This is a genomic window from Dyella marensis, assembly GCF_049532885.1.
Lineage (GTDB): Bacteria > Pseudomonadota > Gammaproteobacteria > Xanthomonadales > Rhodanobacteraceae > Dyella_D > Dyella_D marensis.
Map to the genome: position 1 here is coordinate 4,608,594 of NZ_CP064029.1, position 16,151 is coordinate 4,624,744.

Sequence of the window (16,151 nt, forward strand, 5' to 3'; positions counted from 1 at the left end):
GTCGCGGCGTCCCCCGCTTGCGTTCCATGGAATGCGGCAGCGCGGATACCGCGATGCCGCATCGCTCTTACAGGCTGTAGCTGGCCTGCACGCTCACCCCGGCGTAGGCCTTGTCGCCCGCTACCTTGATGAAATACGTGCCGGCCGCGGGCCGCGCGGTAAGCACGGTTTCGCTGTTGCCCACGTGCACCGAGCGGTAGTCGTTGCTGGCCGCGGTCGGCTCGGCGCCGGCCTTGACGTACAGCGACACGTCGCCGGACCCGCCGAAGGTGCGGATGTTCAGCGTGCGCGCGTTGGCCGGAACCACCAGCGTGTAGATGCGCTCGCTGCCGGCCGCGCCGGCCTGTGCGGTCAGCGTCTGGCCGTTGGCCATGTCCACCACCGCCGGTGCGCCGGTGCCGCCCTGGCGCCAGTTGTCGTACTGTTTGGCGATTTCCGCATCGCTGAGGCAGGCATTGAGGCTGCTGGCCTGCGGCGCGGTGAGCAGGCCGTCGGTGGCGAGCTTGGCCGCATGCGCGCGGATCGCCGCCGCGTAGTCGCCCACCGTGGCCGAAGCCTTGGCCAGCTTCTTCGCTTCCGCGGAGATATTGGCGCCGACGATCACGCCGCCCGGCACCCAGGCCGGCACGCCGGTGTCGCAGGTGCGCAGCAGCTGGCTGCCGCCGTTGACGCGCCAGCCTTCGTCGATGAACAGCGACGGCGTCAGGTCCACGTCGATATGGCCCTTCAGGTCCGCGCTTTCGGCGTATTCCATCAGTGCGTTCGGCGACAGGCGCGTGTCGAAATGCGAGAACGACGAACCCACCACCAGGGTCTTGGGCGCGTAGATCTGCACATTGCCTGCCGCGTCGATGCCGGCCGGCACCGTGCTCATGGCGATGGCCAGGCCGGCGAGGTTGGCCTTCAGCGTGATGCCGGAGTTCTGCGACACCGCCACCACCGGGATATTGATCGGCGCACCGCCATCGCCTACCGGCGTGATCAGATCGTTGCCGGCCTGATTGTTGGCGATGACCATGCCGGTGGCGCCGGCCGCTTCGGCATTGCGCGCCTTCACCGCGAAGCCGCAGGTGCCGCGATCCACCAGGGCGATATGGCCGGCCACGGCGGCAGCGTTGTCGAACGCCGCGCAGCCTTCCGCATTCGCGCCGGTGACCGCGCGCACCACGCTGCCGTTGAAGTTGGCCACGCTGGCCGCCGGCCCGAATTGCGCCTGGCCGTACAGGTATTCGCCGGCGGCGGCGGCCGGCGCGCTCACCATCAGCGCAGCGCGCGTGCCCAGCGCCAGCGGCGCATCGGCCTTGACCTTCGGGCCGGTAAAGACCAGATGGCCATCGTTCAAGGCGGAGGTGACGCGCTGGGCGTCGGTCATGTCGTACCACTTCATGGCCGCGCCGTTGTCGTACACGTAGCTGGAATAGATGTCCGGGCGCGCCACGCCGTCGTTGCCCAGCAGCGGCTTGCCGGTGGTGAGATTGTTGAAGCCGGAGAAGCCCAGGCCGTGCGCCATCTCGTGCAGCATCACGTTGAGGAAGTTGGACTGGCCGGCCGGCGTATTGCCGTCCAGGCCGAAGTACCACTGCATGCCTTCCAGGCAGCCCGGCGTGCCCATGGCGCCGTTGAACTGCATCTGCACGTCGGCGTTGTTGGGGCTGGTGTCTTCGCCGACCAGGGTGTTGGCCAGTGCGATGTGGTACCAGGTGTCGGCCTTGGCGCCAGCCGGCAGGTTGGTGGCGCTGAAGGCGGTGATCGACAGCGCGCGCGAGGAACCGAGCGTGCCGCCGGTGGCGGTGCAGGCGAGTTTCTGGAAGCTGGCGTTGATGTCGATCGGCACGCCGCTCTTGAGCACCGCGCTCCACAGCGAGGCGGCGTAGTCGAAGGCGATGCGCGCCTGCTCGCCGCGGGTCACGCCCGGATTGCCGCCGATCGGCGCGACCGGCGTGGGATCGTCCAGGCCTTTGCCGGTGCCGGCGTCGAGATTGATGATGCGGATGTCCGCGGCGGCGGCGGCGCTGGCCAGGCCGAGCAGGCCGGTGGCGAGCAGGGCCTTGAACAGAGGCTTGCAGGCGATCATTGCGACACCTCCGGCGCCGCGGCGCGCGGTTCGTCGCCAGCGTGGTGCACGCGGTACTTGCCGTCGGCGCCGCGTTCGGCCACCACCGAGGTTTCCAGGCTCTGCGGCACGTCCATCACGGTGACTTCCAGCCCCGTGCTCAGGCGCACCTTGCGCAGCGTGGCGCGCGCATCGGCTTCGGTGGCCGGACCGATCGACGGCTGCGTGGCGGCTTCCTGTGCGGCGATGCGCGACAGCTCGGCCAGTTCCGCTTCGGTCGGCGTGCGTGTGCGGCCAGTGGCCGGATCGCGGAAGGTCACCTGCTGGTTCTGCGTCGACGCCGGCGCGGCCGTGCGTCCCTCCCCCGCCATGCTTGCCGTGGCGAACACCGCCATCAGCAACAGGCCCATGGCCTGGATCTTTCCCGTGTTTTCCATCTGTACTCCTCCCATAGGCGGCGGAACCGTCGGCCGGCTCCGCGAACAACAGCGCAGGCAGCGAAGGCCGGCGCCGACTTTTCGATGGCCGAGCGCGTACGCCCGGCCTGCGGTGTGGGTTGCAGCGATGCGTCTGGAGCGGCCGCACGCGTCCGCCGATGGCTGGCGCCTTCGGTGTGCAGATCGAACGAATGGCCGTCCGCGGCTACCGGCGAAGGCAGCCGTGATTCAGAACGGAAGGTTTAATGCGGGCGTATTCGCCATCGGCCGCCATGGCCGGATCCAGGACAAAGAACGCCGAAGGCCGGCAGCGGCCCTTGCTCATGTGCCATGTGTTTTCCCCTCGATAGCGTTGCGCTTCGAATCGGACACGTGCACATGGCCCCCGCCATGCTTCCTTAAGATGCGACACGTCCTTCGCGATGCGTGATGCGTGCGTCAAATCATTGGCGCGTTGGCGAAACTATCAGTGCCTTCTTGCGTGCGTCAATAAGAAATTGCGAAAAAGTTTTATGCGCCGCGACAGCCATCGCCTGCGCAGAAAAAAGGCCGGCGCATCGCGCGCCGGCCTTCGCTTCTTCTACGACTGCGCAACGTCAGCTCAAGGCTGCGCGCCCGCCGCCTGCACCGCCGCATAGGCATTGAGAATGCCCGCGCCGATCGGCTTGCTGCCGCTGGCCGCCACGTGCGGCGCGCTCGCCGAGGACTTCAGCAGCGAAGCGATCTGTGTGGAGCTGAGCAGCGACTTGCCCAGCGACAAGCGATAGCTCTGCATCAGCGCCACCGCGCCGGCCACGTGCGGCGTGGCCTGCGAGGTGCCGGCCATGCCGCCGTAGGTGGAACCGGACGGCGTGGTGGTGCCGGAGTCGATGGTCGACCAGATGAAACCGGTGGTCGCCTGCGTGCCGCTGGAGCCGTCGTTGGCGTATACGCCGCCGCCCGGCGCGGCGAGCGTGATGCCCTTGCCGTAGTTGGAGTAGAACGCGCGGCGGCTGGTGATGCCGGTGGCGGCCACGGCAACCACGCCCGGGCAGCTGGCCGGCGAGAAGCCGGACACGTTGGCGTTGCTGTTGCCCGCCGCCACCACCACGGTGGCGCCGCGGCTGATCGCGCCGCTGATCGCCTTGCCGGTCACGCTGCTGGAGGTGCAAGTGCCGCTGCCGCCCAGGCTCATGCTGATCACCTTGGCCGGGTTGGCATTGTCCGGCACGCCGTTGACGTGGCCGCCCGAGGCCCAGGTGATGGCGTCGGCGATGTCGCTGTCGTAGCCGCCGCAGTGGCCGAGCACGCGCACCGGCAACACCTTGGCGCCGAACGCCGTACCGACCATGCCGGTGGTGTTGTTGGTCTTCTCGCCGCCGGCGGTGCCGAACACGTGGGTGCCGTGCCAGCTGCTGTCTTCGGCCGGATGGGTGGAATCCACGCAGCCGCCGTTGCTGGCGAGGTACTTGCTGCCGGTGGTCCAGTCGCCAGTATCCCAGCCGCCGGCCACGCGGCCGTCGGTGCTGCGGCCGGAGACCAGGGCGGTGCTGGTGAAGTCGTAGCCGGCGTTGGCCAGGGTCAGGTCCAGATCCGGATGGTTGGTGACGCCGGTATCGAGGCTGGCGATGATCACGCCGGTGCCGTCGGCGAGGGTCCACGCCTGCTTGATGTTGGCGCCGCCCCAGTTGGCCACGCTGGTACCCAGGCTGGCGTCGGCGAAGGCCGCGCCGCCGGCGGCAAGGTAATCCCACTGGTAGCCGGCGAAGTACTGGTCGTTCGGCGTAGTGAAGGTGGCCGCGCCCTGCGGCAGCACCACCTTGCTGGGCTTGTCCAGCGCCTGGCGCAGGTAGTCCGGCTGCACGAATTCCACCGCCGGGTCGGCGGCGATCTGCTGCACGAACTGGCGCGTCTCCGCCGCATTCAGGCGGCGCGAGGTGGTGACGAGATCGCCGCCGCTGGCCAGCTTGCGCTTGTAGTTGAGGCCGAGCGCGCGGCCGCCGAACTGCACCGCATCGACGAGCTTCGCCTTGCCGGCCGCGGCCGACATGGCCTGCACCGCGGCGCCGGCATTGCCGCGCTCGGTGCTGCCGTCGCGGTAGACCACCACGAAGCGGTCGTAAGTCGCGGTTTCCTGTACCGAGCTGAGATCGAAACGGGTGTTGCCGGCAATGTCGTCGGCGGCCATGGCCGCGGCGGGCAGGCCCAGGGCCAGGGCGAGCGAGGCGGCCAGCAGCTTCATATGCGAACGATTCATTCGAACTCCCTCTATCTACTTGGTCTGGATGGATTGAATGAACGGAGGTGCCCCCGAGGATGTACGGCCGGCGCGCCCTCCCCAGAGCGCGCAGATCGACCGCCGGGCTGGCGAGCCCGGCCTCCCCCGATCAAGAGATGGGTCAACCGGAACTGGTGGACCCGGGTTCACGCTAACAAGACAAATCCGAAGGAAATGTCGACGGGGCACGAAAATTCGTAGGAATTTTTCGGAGGGAGGGGCACTGATGAGCGCCAGGTACGGATTGACTTGGGGGAGTGAATCCTTCTCCCTCCGGCGACCCGAAGGTAGTCCCCGTGGGAGAGAAGGTGCCGGCAGGCGGATGAGGGTTCGGCCGGAGCGGTGCACCTCACTCTCGCGCTCCGCCCGAACCCTCACCCCAACCCCTCTCTCCCACAGGGACTACCTTCGGGTCGCCGGGGGAGAGGGGCTTAGCTTTGCTCCTGCTTGAGGGCTCGGAGACAATGCACGCTTTTGCGACCCCAGCCCCCATGCACCTGCTCGACATCGGCGCCAACCTCACCCACGAATCCTTCCGCCACGACTTCGACGAGGTGCTGTCCCGCGCGCGGGAGCATGGCGTGACGCGCATGGTGGTCACCGGCGCCTCGCGCGAGGCCAGCGTGCATGCGCTGGAACTGGCCCGCAGCCACCCCGGCGAGCTGTACGCCACCGCCGGCGTACATCCGCACCATGCGGTGGATTACGACGACGCCACCGACGCGCTGCTGCGCGAACTGCACACCCAGCCGGAAATGCGCGCGGTGGGCGAGACGGGGCTGGACTACCACCGCAACTACTCGCCGCGCGAGGTGCAGCTGGACGTCTTCGAGAAGCAGTTGCGCATCGCGGCCGACCTGGGCAAGCCGCTGTTCCTGCACCAGCGCGACGCGCACCAGGATTTCATCGCCCTGCTGCGCCGCTACCGCGACCGCGTGCCGGCGGCGGTGGTGCATTGCTTTACCGACACCGGCGAGGCGCTGCGCGACTACCTGGCGCTGGACTGCCATATCGGCATCACCGGCTGGATCTGCGACGAGCGCCGCGGCACGCATCTGCGCGAGCTGGTGAAGGAGATTCCGGCCGACCGGCTGATGATCGAGACCGACGCGCCGTACCTGCTGCCGCGCACGGTAAAGCCGCAGCCCAGCCACCGGCGCAACGAGCCGATGTATCTGCGGCATATCTGCTATGAGATCGCGCGGGACCGCGGCGAGCCGGTGGAAGTCACGGCGGCGAACAGTACGGCGACGGCGGAGAAGTTTTTCGGGTTGTGAACTCCAAGGCACCGCACCTTTGCTCCCTCTCCCCTCCGGGCAGAGGGCTGGGGTGAGGGGCCGGGCGGAGCGGCGCGCTGAATCTCGCGAACAGCTCAAAAGCTTTTTGCTCCGCTGATATCGCGTGGCGAGCCCCGGCCCCTCATCTGCCTGCCGGCATCTTCTCCCCGGAGGGGCGAAGAGTTGCTTCGATCAGGCGCTTGCGAGATCCAACTGCGCAACCTCATCCGCACTCAACTGCACCCGCACCGCCCCCAGCAGCTCATTAAGCTGATCCGCATTCGTCGCACTCGCGATCGGCGCCGTAATCCCCGGCCGCGCGATCAACCATGCCAAGGCCACCTGCGACGGCGTCGCCCGATGCGCCTTCGCCACGTCGTCCAAGGCGGCAAGCACGCCGAAACCGCGCGGATTGAGGAACTTCTGCACCGCCCCCGCACGCGCCGCGCTCTTGCCCAGGTCCGCCTCGCTGCGGTACTTGCCGCTGAGGAAGCCGCTGGCCAGCGCGTAGTAATTGATCACCCCCACCTGCTCCTTCAGCACCAGCGGCTCCAGCGCCTGCTCGTAGCCGCCGCGCGCCACCAGGTTGTACTCGGGCTGCAGGCTCTCGTAGCGCGGCAAGTTATGGCGCGCTGAAACTTCCAGCGCCTCCGCAAAGCGGTCCGCGTTGTAGTTGGAGGCACCGATGGCGCGCACCTTGCCCTGCTCGATCAGGCGGCCGAACGCGCCCAGCGTCTCGTGCAGCGGCACGCTCGCGTCGTCCTCGTGGGCCTGGTACAGGTCGATATGGTCGGTCTGCAGGCGCTTGAGCGAGCCTTCCACCGCCTGCTGGATATTCATCGGCGACAGGCCGCGGTGCTCCACCCACTTCGCCACCTTGGTGGCGATCACCACGCGGTCGCGCTTGCCGCTTTGCTTGAGCCACTTGCCGATGATGGTTTCCGATTCGCCGCCGCGGTTGCCGGGTGCCCAGGCGGAATAGACGTCCGCCGTGTCGATCAGGTTGAGGCCGGCGTCGACGAACTGGTCCAGCAACTCGAACGAGCGCTTTTCATCCACGCTCCAGCCAAACACATTGCCGCCGAAGGCGAGCGGCGCGATGGAAAGATCGGAACGACCGAGGCGGCGATGTTGCATGGCTGCGTTTCCTGTAGCGGGGGAGCGATCCAGGAAACTTGCCGCCCGATCCGGGGCAATTCAAGTCGGCGTGCAGGCACCGTTGCCGCAAGCGGCGATCCGCGCCACCTCCATGCGCTCCGTGCGCGGCGTCTTTTCCTTGTGCCTGGCCGGCTCGCGCGGCTGGGCTTCGGTGTCCGGCACCGCCGCCAGCCGGCGCGCCAGGTTCGCATCGGCGATATGCCCGTGCAGGAACAGCAGGTCGTTCCAGATCGAACTCATGGCAGCCTCCCGGGTGTCCGCCATCTGGCGGTCCGCTCAAGATAGACAGCCGCCAGGCCGCGACAAAGCGATATATTCGCAAGCCAGCCTTGAGGGATATTCAAGATGCCACGTATCTCGCTGGACCTTCTGCAGCAGTTCGTCAGCGCCGCGCGCCTGGGCAATCTGTCGCGCGCCGCCGAGCAGGCCAACCTCACCGTCAGCGCGCTCAGCCACCAGATCCGCCAGCTGGAGCAGCGCCTGGAACGCAAGCTGTTCGACCGCGGCCCGCGCGGCGTGCAGCTCACCGCCGAAGGGCGCCGCCTGCTCGAAGCGGTGGGGCATCACTTCGAAGGCATCGACCGCGCCATGACCAGCTACCGCTGCCGCCGCGAGGAAGCGCTGACCCTGAGCGCCAGCCCCGGCGTGATGAGCAGCTGGCTGGTGCCGCGGCTGGCGCGGCTGGTGGCGGCGCATCCGGAGCTGGAGCTCAACCTGCAATCGAGCTCGCTGCTGGTGGATTTCGAGCGCGACCCGGTGGACGCCGCCGTGCGCTACGGCCGCGGCGTGTGGGAAGGCGTGGAAAGCGAGCATCTGTTCGGCGAGTGGATCGCGCCGGTCGCCTCCACGGCCTTGCTGGAACGCATGCGCGGCACCGACCCGGACGACCTCGGCGCCTGGCCCCTGCTGGGCGACCCGGGCAACCGCTGGCGCGACTGGTTCGAGGTATTCGGCGGCACGCCGCCGCCGCGCTACGTGGCGCAGTTCGACACCACCGACGCCCTGCAGCGCGGCGCGCTGGAAGGCATGGGCGTGGCGCTGGGGCGCATGGTCACCGCGCGGCCGCTGGTGGCCGCCGGGCTGCTGCACGTGCTGGGCGAGCGCTACCTGCCGATCACCGAGGCGTATTACTTGGTGTATCCGCGGCGTTCGCTGGAACACGCGGGGCTGCGCATCTTCCGCGACTGGATCCGCTGCGAGGCCGAGGCCTATGCGCGGGACATGGCGGATGCGTCGAGCCGCCGCGCCGCCGCCCATGCCGCCTTGCCTTAGAATGCGCGCGCCGGCCGCCAGGGCCGGCGTTTTTTTGAGCGTTGGCGCGCCAGGTTCTGGAACCTCCTTACCTACACGCAGCACTCACTGTCCATCGACCAAACGTATACATGGCCGGCACGAAAACGCGTGCTAGCCTCCAACAGGCACTTTTCGGAAACGCCCCCATGCCGACGATCCGCCCCTTCGCCGCCGTGCTCGCCGCCGCCCTGCTTGCAGCATGCACCGGCAACTCCATGCCCGCCGCCGCCCTGGACGCGCAGCAGGACCAGCCCGCCGGCGGCCTGGTGCCGCCGACCACCGCCACCGACTTCACCTCGTCGCAGCTGGACAACGTGCTGGCCGGCAGCTGGCGCTCGGAGAAGAACCGCGCGCGCGACGTCTACCGGCATCCGAAGGGCACCTTGCAGTTCTTCGGCATCCGCCCGGACCTGAAAGTCATCGAGATCACCCCCGGCGGCGGCTGGTACAGCGAGATCCTGGCCCCGCTGCTGAAGGACAACGGCAGCTACACCGCGGCGGTGAAGAAGTCCGGCAGCGAAGCGGGCGACGGCGGCCTGCGCGCGAAGTTCGCGGCCGACCCGGAACACTACGGCAAGGCGCAGATCGTCGAATACGACCCCAAGGCGCCCTCGTTCGGCCCCGCGGGCCAGGCCGACATGGTGCTGACCTTCCGCAACGTGCATAACTGGGTGGAGGACAACAGCGCCCCCGCCATGTTCAAAGGCTTCTACACCGCATTGCGCCCGGGCGGCGTGCTCGGCGTGGTCGACCATCGCGCCGCTGACGGCGCCAGGCTCGAAGACATCAAGGACAGCGGCTACCTGCCCACCGCCTTCGTGATCAAGCTCGCCACCGACGCCGGCTTCAAGCTGGAAGGCCAGAGCGAGGTCAACGCCAATCCGAAGGACACCAAGGACTACGCCAAGGGCGTGTGGACCTTGCCGCCGACGCTCACCCTGGGCGAGCAGGACAAGGCCAAGTACCTGGCCATCGGCGAGTCCGACCGCATGACCCTGCGCTTCGTCAAACCGGAAGCCACCACGCAGACCGCCGCGCACTGAGCGCGGCGCATGCTGCTGGCGCTCAACAAGCCGTTCAACGTGCTGTGCCAGTTCAGTCCCGAAGGGGGCAAGCGGACGCTGGCCGAATTCGTGCGGCAGAAGGATGTGTATCCGGCCGGGCGGCTGGATTACGACAGCGAAGGCTTGCTGCTGCTGACCGACGACGGGCGCCTGGCGCACCAGCTGACCGATCCGCGGCATAAGCAGCCGAAGACGTATCTGGTGCAGGTGGATGGCGCCGTTACCGATGAAGCCATCGCGCAGCTGCGCGCTGGCGTGACGCTCAACGATGGGCCGACCTTGCCCGCGGGTGCGGAGCATGCGGACGAGCCGGCATGGCTGTGGATGCGCGAGCCGCCGGTGCGGTTCCGGAAAAGTATTCCGACGAGCTGGATCAGTGTGACCTTGCGCGAAGGGCGTAATCGGCAGGTGCGCAGGATGACGGCGGCGGTGGGGTTTCCGACGCTGCGGTTGATACGGGTGAGTGTGGGTGGATATGCGTTGGATGGGTTGGCGCCGGGAGAGACCCGCACCTTGCTGAAATAACCTCCTACGAAGAACTCTTCGCCCCTCCGGGGAGAAGATGCCGGCAGGCAGATGAGGGGCGGGTGCTCGCGGTAAGGCTTCTACGAAGTGAAGAAAAGCTTTTGAGCTTTCTCGACCCTCCGCTCACCGCTCCGCCCGACCCCTCACCCCGACCCTCTCCCCGGAGGGGAGAGGGGGATGAGAGGGTGTCGCTGGATTGTTCTAGGAAGCGTCGCTCTCGGCATCGATCGTCGAATGCTCTTCGGCGCGCACCTGCAACCACTGCATCCGCAAATGCGCCTGCATCGCGCAGCGCGTTCTTCAACCGTGTCCGCGAAGAGAGCGGACGGCCCGGTCAGCCGGTGGAGATGTCGCCCAGGGAATCGGCGAGCGTGCGAGTGACGTATGATCTGGCTTAGCCATGATCGACTCCCTACAAGTTGGTGATGGTTAGCGGGTCGGGGGTGCTCGTTACACCCTCGGCCCGCGCTCTCACGACATTGCTGCCATGGTTGTCCGCGACACGTCCTGAAACACTACGCGGACAACGCAAACACGCTAGCAGAGCAACTTAGGGTTGTCTGTAGGGCGAATCCGATTCGAATCGTCGTCAGTTTGACGGCGCCGCGTCATCCTCATCCGGCGCCGTCACCGTGTAACCGCGCGCTTTCAACTTCGCCAGCAAACCCTTCGGCGACAGCACTTCTTCCATCGGCAGCAACGCAAACGTCTGCGCATTCGCAGACATCGCGCGATCCACCGCCGCCATCCAGGTCGCCTGCACCTTCCCCGGCACATCCTTCAAGCCCAGTTTCTCCGCGAAGCCCGCGCCGGTGATCGCCTCGATGCAGACTTCGCGCTGGTCGTTCATCGGCAGATGGCGCAACTCCTCGATATCGCCCACGGCCCAGGCATTCGCACGCGCGGTGACCTGGCCAAGCCCGTGCTCGACGGTGTCCAGCGTCTGGCTGAAGCACTGCTTGTCCTCCATCGAGGAAGTCTTGAAGGTCTTCAGTGCCGCGCGCGGTTCCTCGATCACCATCTCGTAGCGCGTGGCGCTGACTTTCACGCCGTGCTTCTTGGCCAGCTCGCGCACGGCGTCCTTCACGCCGCCCGACGCATTGAGTCCACTGCGCTTGATCGCCTTCTCGTACAGCTCGACGGCGGCGAAGATCGGGCGCCAGCTTTCCACGCTGCGGTCGCTGCCGATGTATTTCTGCTTGAGCGTGGCCCAGCGCGCGTACTCGTCGGCAGGCAAGGCCTGCTGCAGAGTGATTCCATCCGGGTTCTTGCGCGCACCGATCAGCGACGGCAGCAGGAAAAGTTTCCCGAAGAAACTCGCCTTCGGCTTGATCGATACCGACGGCGGCGACAGCACTTCCTGTGAGGCCGCGATCACGCCTTCCACTTCGTCGGTCTTCCACTGCATATGTTCGGGCAGCGGCGACAAGGTGCCGAGCACGTACATCACGTGATCGCCCTTGCTGACTTTCCACAGGCCGGGGCCGGGGACGACGCCGCTGACGACGACGGATTCGAGGTTGGTGACGGAGGTGGCGGGAGCGGGTGGCGCTTCCTGCGCGAATGCAGGAGACACCAGCAACGCCAGGCAAAGGGCAAGGGGGACCAGGCGCATTTGTCGGAACTCCGGGGGATCGGGGACGGTGGTCGGACTTAAGGATGGCACGAAGGTTCAACGTGCCGCCTCCCTCTCCCCTCCGGGGAGAGGGTCGGGGTGAGGGGTCGGGCGGAGCGGTGAAGCGGGAGTGGAAGGCGAGCGACGCTTCGTCGATCCGTCTTGGCGAGCCCCGCCCCCTCATCTGCCTGCCGGCATCTTCTCCCCGGAGGGGCGAAGAGTTCGGACTTGGGGACTGAGGCAAGGCACGAAATTTTACGCGTTCTATACGCCCCACCCCCAATCCACTACCCCTTTCTTATACCGGCATTTCGACAATACCCGCCGTTGCATTGCCGGTACCTACGTTCGCCATGGACGCTCTCTATCTGCTGTTCTCCTTCGTGCTCTTCGCCGCCACGATCGGCTTCCTGCTGATCTGCGACCGGCTGGGCCGAGGCCGCTGATCGCACCCTTCGCGGAAATCCCCCCATGACTTTCTTCTACGCCGTGGCCGCCGTGATCGCGGTGGCCCTGCTCGGCTACCTGTGCGTGGCCCTGCTCAAGCCGGAGTGGTTCGAATGACCACCAATGACTTTATCCAGATCGCGGTGTTCCTCGTGGTCTTGCTGCTGCTGATCAAGCCGGTCGGCAGCTATATGGCGCAGGTCTTCAGCGACCAGCCCAACCGGGTGACGCGCTTCGGCGCACCGGTGGAACGGCTGCTGTATCGCCTGTCCGGCATCCGCGCCGAGGAAGACATGGGCTGGCGCCGCTATGCCATTGCCATGCTGGTGTTCAACATGCTCGGCCTGCTGGCCGTGTACCTGTTGCAGCGCGTGCAGCAATGGCTGCCGCTGAACCCGCAGCACTTTGCCGCGGTGTCGCCGGATTCGGCCATGAACACCGCCATCAGCTTCGCCAGCAACACCAACTGGCAGGGCTACGGCGGCGAAAGCACCATGAGCTATCTGACCCAGATGCTGGGCCTTGCCGTGCAGAACTTCCTGTCGGCGGCCACCGGCATCGCGGTGCTGGTTGCCGTGGTGCGCGGCTTCTCGCGGCGCAGCTCGCTGTCGATCGGCAATTTCTGGGTGGATATGACGCGCAGCACGCTGTACATCCTGCTGCCGTTCTCGCTGATCCTCAGCCTGCTGCTGGTGTCGCAGGGCGTGGTGCAGAACCTCAAGCCTTATGTCGACGTGCCGCTGACCCAGCACATCACCCAGGTCGAGCAGCTCAAGGATGCCGACGGCAACCCGCTGAAGGACGCCAAGGGCAACCCGCTCACTAAGGAATCGCCAGCCACGGTGCAGACCTTGCCGATGGGTCCGGCTGCCTCGCAGATCGCGATCAAGCAGCTGGGCACCAATGGCGGCGGCTTCTTCAATGCCAACTCGGCGCATCCGTTCGAGAACCCGACGCCGTTCGCCAACTTCCTGGAGATGCTGGCGATCTTCATCATCCCCGGCGGCCTGTGCTACAGCTTCGGCGTGCTGGTCGGCGACCGCCGCCAGGGCTGGGCGATCCTGGCCACCATGCTGCTGATCTTCGTGCCGCTGGCGATCGGCGCGGTGGCCGCCGAGCAGGCCGGTAACCCGGCGCTGCATGGGCTGGCGGTCGACCAGCAGGCCAGCACGCTGCAGTCCGGCGGCAATATGGAAGGGAAGGAAACGCGCTTCGGCATCGCCGCCAGCGGCCTGTTCACTGCCATCACCACGGCCGCCTCCTGCGGCGCGGTGAACAACGCGCACGACTCGCTCACGCCGCTGGGCGGCCTGGTGCCGATGTGGCTGATGCAGCTGGGCGAGGTGATCTTCGGCGGCGTGGGCTCGGGCCTGTACGGCATGCTCGCCTTCGCGGTGGTGGCGGTGTTCATCGCCGGCCTGATGGTGGGCCGCACGCCGGAATACCTGGGCAAGAAGATCGAAGCACACGAGATGAAGATGGCCAGCCTGGCCGTGCTGATTCCCTGCGCGCTGGTGGTGGTGGGCACGGCGGTCGCGGTGATGGCGCCGGCCGGCGTGGCGGGCGTCGCCAACCCGGGCGCGCATGGCTTCAGCGAAATCCTGTATGCGGTGACCTCCGCGTCCAACAACAACGGCAGCGCGTTCGGCGGCCTTTCCGCCAACACCCCGTTCTGGAACGTGCTGACCGGCCTGTGCATGTTCATCGCCCGCTTCCCGCTGGCCATCGCGATGCTGGCCATGGCCGGCTCGCTGGCCGCCAAGCGCCACGTGCCGCCCTCGGCGGGCACCCTGCCCACGCATACGCCGCTGTTCGTCACCCTGCTGGCCTGCGTGGTGATCGTGGTGGGCGCGCTGACCTTCCTGCCTGCGCTGGCGCTCGGCCCGATTGCCGAGTTCCTGATGTCGGCTCATTGATTCATAGGGATACCGTTCGATGACTTCGCACGCTCAATCTGTGCACGTCCAAGCGGCGCGCTCGTTCGACCGCGATCTGATCCTCAAGGCCGTCGCGGACTCGTTCCGCAAGCTGTCGCCGCGCCAGCAGTTCCGCAACCCGGTGATGTTCGTGGTGTTCGTGTGCAGCGTGCTCACCACTCTGCTGTGGGGCCAGGCGCTGGCCGGCCATGGCGAGGCGCCCACCGGCTTTATCTTCTGGGTGTCGCTGTGGCTGTGGTTCACCCTGTTGTTCGCTAACTTCGCCGAGGCGCTGGCCGAAGGCCGCGGCAAGGCGCAGGCCGCCGCGCTGCGCGGCTCGCGCAAGGACGTGATCGCCAAGAAGCTGGCCGCGCCGCAGCGCGACGCGGCGGTGACGTTCGCGCCGTCCAGCGAGCTGCGCACCGGCGACTACGTGCTGGTCGATGCCGGCGAGCAGCTGCCGGGCGACGGCGAGGTGGTGCTGGGCGCCGCCAGCGTGGACGAGAGCGCGATCACCGGCGAGTCCGCGCCGGTGATCCGCGAATCCGGCGGCGACCGCAGCGCGGTCACCGGCGGCACGCGGGTGCTGTCCGACTGGCTGATCGTGCGCATCACCGCCAACCCGGGCGAGAGCTTCCTCGACCGCATGATCGCGATGGTGGAAGGCGCCGCGCGGCGCAAGACGCCGAACGAGATCGCGCTGACCATCATGCTGGCCAAGTTCACCCTGATCTTCCTGCTGGCCTGCGCCACCTTGCTGCCGTATTCGATCTACAGCGTGCAGGCCAGCGGCCACGGCAACCCGATCACCCTCACCGTGCTGATCGCCCTGCTGGTGTGCCTGATCCCGACCACGATCGGCGCCCTGCTCTCGGCCATCGGCATCGCCGGCATGGACCGCATGATCCGCGCCAACGTGATCGCCACCTCCGGCCGCGCGGTGGAAGCGGCGGGCGACGTCGACGTGCTGCTGCTGGACAAGACCGGCACCATCACCCTGGGCAATCGCCAGGCGGTGGCCTTCATGCCGGCGCCGGGCGTGGAGGAATCGATCCTGGCCGATGCCGCGCAGCTCGCCTCGCTGGCCGACGAAACGCCGGAAGGCCGTAGCGTGGTGGTGCTGGCGAAGGAGCGCTTCGGCCTGCGCGAGCGCCACCTCGAAGAAAGCCACGCGGTGTTCGTGCCGTTCACCGCGCAGACCCGCATGAGCGGCGTCGACGTGGGCGAGCGCCGCATCCGCAAGGGCGCGCTGGACGCGGTGGAGCGCTATCTGGACGCCGCCGGCAGCCACCTGCCGCCACTGGTCAAGCGCATGGCCGAAGACGTCGCGCGCCGCGGCGCTACGCCGCTGATCGTGGTCGAAGGAAGCACCGCGCTGGGCGTGATCGAGCTGAAGGACATCGTCAAGGGCGGCATCCGCGAGCGCTTCGCCGAAATGCGCCGGATGGGCATCAAGACCATCATGATCACCGGCGACAACCCGCTCACCGCCGCCGCCATCGCGGCCGAGGCCGGCGTGGACGACTTCCTCGCCGAAGCCACGCCGGAAGCGAAGCTGAAACTGATCCGCAAGATCCAGGCCGAGAACCGCCTGGTGGCGATGTGCGGCGACGGCACCAACGACGCGCCGGCGCTGGCCCAGGCCGACGTGGCGGTGGCGATGAACACCGGCACGCAGGCGGCCAAGGAAGCCGGCAACATGGTGGACCTGGACTCCAACCCCACCAAGCTGATCGAGGTGGTGGAGATCGGCAAGCAGATGCTGATCACGCGCGGCGCGCTGACCACGTTCTCCATCGCCAACGATATCGCCAAGTATTTCGCGATCATCCCGGCCGCCTTCGCCACCACCTATCCCGCGCTCAATGCGCTGAACGTGATGAAGCTGGCGACGCCGCAGAGCGCGATCCTGTCGGCGGTGATCTTCAACGCGCTGATCATCGTGTTCCTGATTCCGCTGGCGCTGAAAGGCGTGAAGTACCGCGCGCTGGGCGCGGGCGCGCTGCTGCGCCGCAATCTGCTGGTGTACGGGCTGGGCGGCATCGCCGTGCCGTTCATCGGCATCAAGCTGATCGACCTGTTGCTGGTACTGCTCGGCCTGGCCTGAGC

Annotated in this window: 13 protein-coding genes; 7 read left to right on the forward strand and 6 right to left on the reverse strand. The window is 67.3% G+C overall.

What is annotated here, in order from left to right:
* Positions 1–67 precede the first annotated feature (67 nt).
* The 3 genes from ISN75_RS20135 to ISN75_RS20145 form a co-directional block, all read right to left on the reverse strand.
* Positions 68–2,074, reverse strand: coding sequence for a PA domain-containing protein (locus tag ISN75_RS20135; protein ID WP_343817857.1), 2,007 nt, complete (start codon positions 2,072–2,074; stop codon positions 68–70).
* Positions 2,071–2,490, reverse strand: a complete 420-nt coding sequence (locus tag ISN75_RS20140) for a post-PEP-CTERM-1 domain-containing protein (protein ID WP_168648315.1) — start codon at positions 2,488–2,490, stop codon at positions 2,071–2,073. Before ISN75_RS20140 ends, ISN75_RS20135 begins: the two co-directional genes overlap by 4 nt.
* Positions 2,491–3,091: 601 nt before the next feature.
* Positions 3,092–4,726, reverse strand: a complete 1,635-nt coding sequence (locus ISN75_RS20145) for a S8 family serine peptidase (RefSeq protein WP_167253477.1) — start codon at positions 4,724–4,726, stop codon at positions 3,092–3,094.
* A 512-nt stretch (positions 4,727–5,238) separates the two neighbouring features.
* Between ISN75_RS20145 and ISN75_RS20150 the strand changes: the two genes are divergently transcribed.
* Entirely contained in the window at positions 5,239–6,024 is a 786-nt protein-coding gene (locus tag ISN75_RS20150; RefSeq protein ID WP_343817860.1) for a TatD family hydrolase, read from the forward strand.
* A gap of 192 nt (positions 6,025–6,216) precedes the next feature.
* Here ISN75_RS20150 and ISN75_RS20155 read toward each other — a convergent pair whose 3' ends face one another.
* Both ISN75_RS20155 and ISN75_RS20160 read right to left on the reverse strand, forming a co-directional pair.
* Complete coding sequence (locus ISN75_RS20155) at positions 6,217–7,161, reverse strand: aldo/keto reductase (RefSeq protein ID WP_343817862.1); 945 nt, start codon at positions 7,159–7,161, stop codon at positions 6,217–6,219.
* 60 nt (positions 7,162–7,221) lie between these two features.
* The gene (locus ISN75_RS20160; RefSeq protein ID WP_168648317.1) at positions 7,222–7,422 is read right to left on the reverse strand and encodes a hypothetical protein; all 201 of its coding nucleotides are present in this window, start codon (positions 7,420–7,422) and stop codon (positions 7,222–7,224) included.
* Between the two features lie 105 nt (positions 7,423–7,527).
* On the opposite strand from ISN75_RS20160, the gene ISN75_RS20165 reads away from it, so the two are divergent.
* The 3 genes from ISN75_RS20165 (at position 7,528) to ISN75_RS20175 (ending at position 10,064) form a co-directional block, all read left to right on the forward strand.
* Positions 7,528–8,454 (forward strand): LysR substrate-binding domain-containing protein, encoded by a 927-nt coding sequence (locus tag ISN75_RS20165; protein ID WP_167253471.1) that lies wholly within the window; start codon positions 7,528–7,530, stop codon positions 8,452–8,454.
* A gap of 167 nt (positions 8,455–8,621) precedes the next feature.
* Positions 8,622–9,518: a methyltransferase gene (locus ISN75_RS20170; RefSeq protein ID WP_343817864.1), complete on the forward strand. Its 897-nt coding sequence runs from the start codon at positions 8,622–8,624 to the stop codon at positions 9,516–9,518.
* A gap of 9 nt (positions 9,519–9,527) precedes the next feature.
* Positions 9,528–10,064 carry a pseudouridine synthase gene (locus tag ISN75_RS20175; protein ID WP_343817866.1) on the forward strand — a complete coding sequence of 179 codons (537 nt, stop codon included), beginning with the start codon at positions 9,528–9,530 and terminating at the stop codon, positions 10,062–10,064.
* 589 nt (positions 10,065–10,653) lie between these two features.
* On the opposite strand, the gene ISN75_RS20180 is transcribed toward ISN75_RS20175, so the two are convergent.
* Positions 10,654–11,679 carry a TraB/GumN family protein gene (locus ISN75_RS20180; protein ID WP_343817867.1) on the reverse strand — a complete coding sequence of 342 codons (1,026 nt, stop codon included), beginning with the start codon at positions 11,677–11,679 and terminating at the stop codon, positions 10,654–10,656.
* A 471-nt stretch (positions 11,680–12,150) separates the two neighbouring features.
* Here ISN75_RS20180 and kdpF point away from each other — a divergent pair, with 471 nt between their 5' ends.
* The 3 genes from kdpF to kdpB are packed head-to-tail and all read left to right on the forward strand — an operon-like array spanning position 12,151 to position 16,149.
* The gene (gene kdpF, locus ISN75_RS20185; RefSeq protein ID WP_081805176.1) at positions 12,151–12,243 is read left to right on the forward strand and encodes a K(+)-transporting ATPase subunit F; all 93 of its coding nucleotides are present in this window, start codon (positions 12,151–12,153) and stop codon (positions 12,241–12,243) included.
* A complete protein-coding gene (kdpA, locus tag ISN75_RS20190) occupies positions 12,240–14,042 on the forward strand; it encodes a potassium-transporting ATPase subunit KdpA (RefSeq protein ID WP_343817870.1) in 1,803 nt (600 codons plus the stop codon). The genes kdpF and kdpA overlap by 4 nt, the downstream gene beginning before the upstream one ends.
* A gap of 19 nt (positions 14,043–14,061) precedes the next feature.
* The gene (kdpB, locus tag ISN75_RS20195) at positions 14,062–16,149 is read left to right on the forward strand and encodes a potassium-transporting ATPase subunit KdpB (RefSeq protein ID WP_343817872.1); all 2,088 of its coding nucleotides are present in this window, start codon (positions 14,062–14,064) and stop codon (positions 16,147–16,149) included.
* The last annotated feature ends 2 nt before the right edge of the window (positions 16,150–16,151 follow it).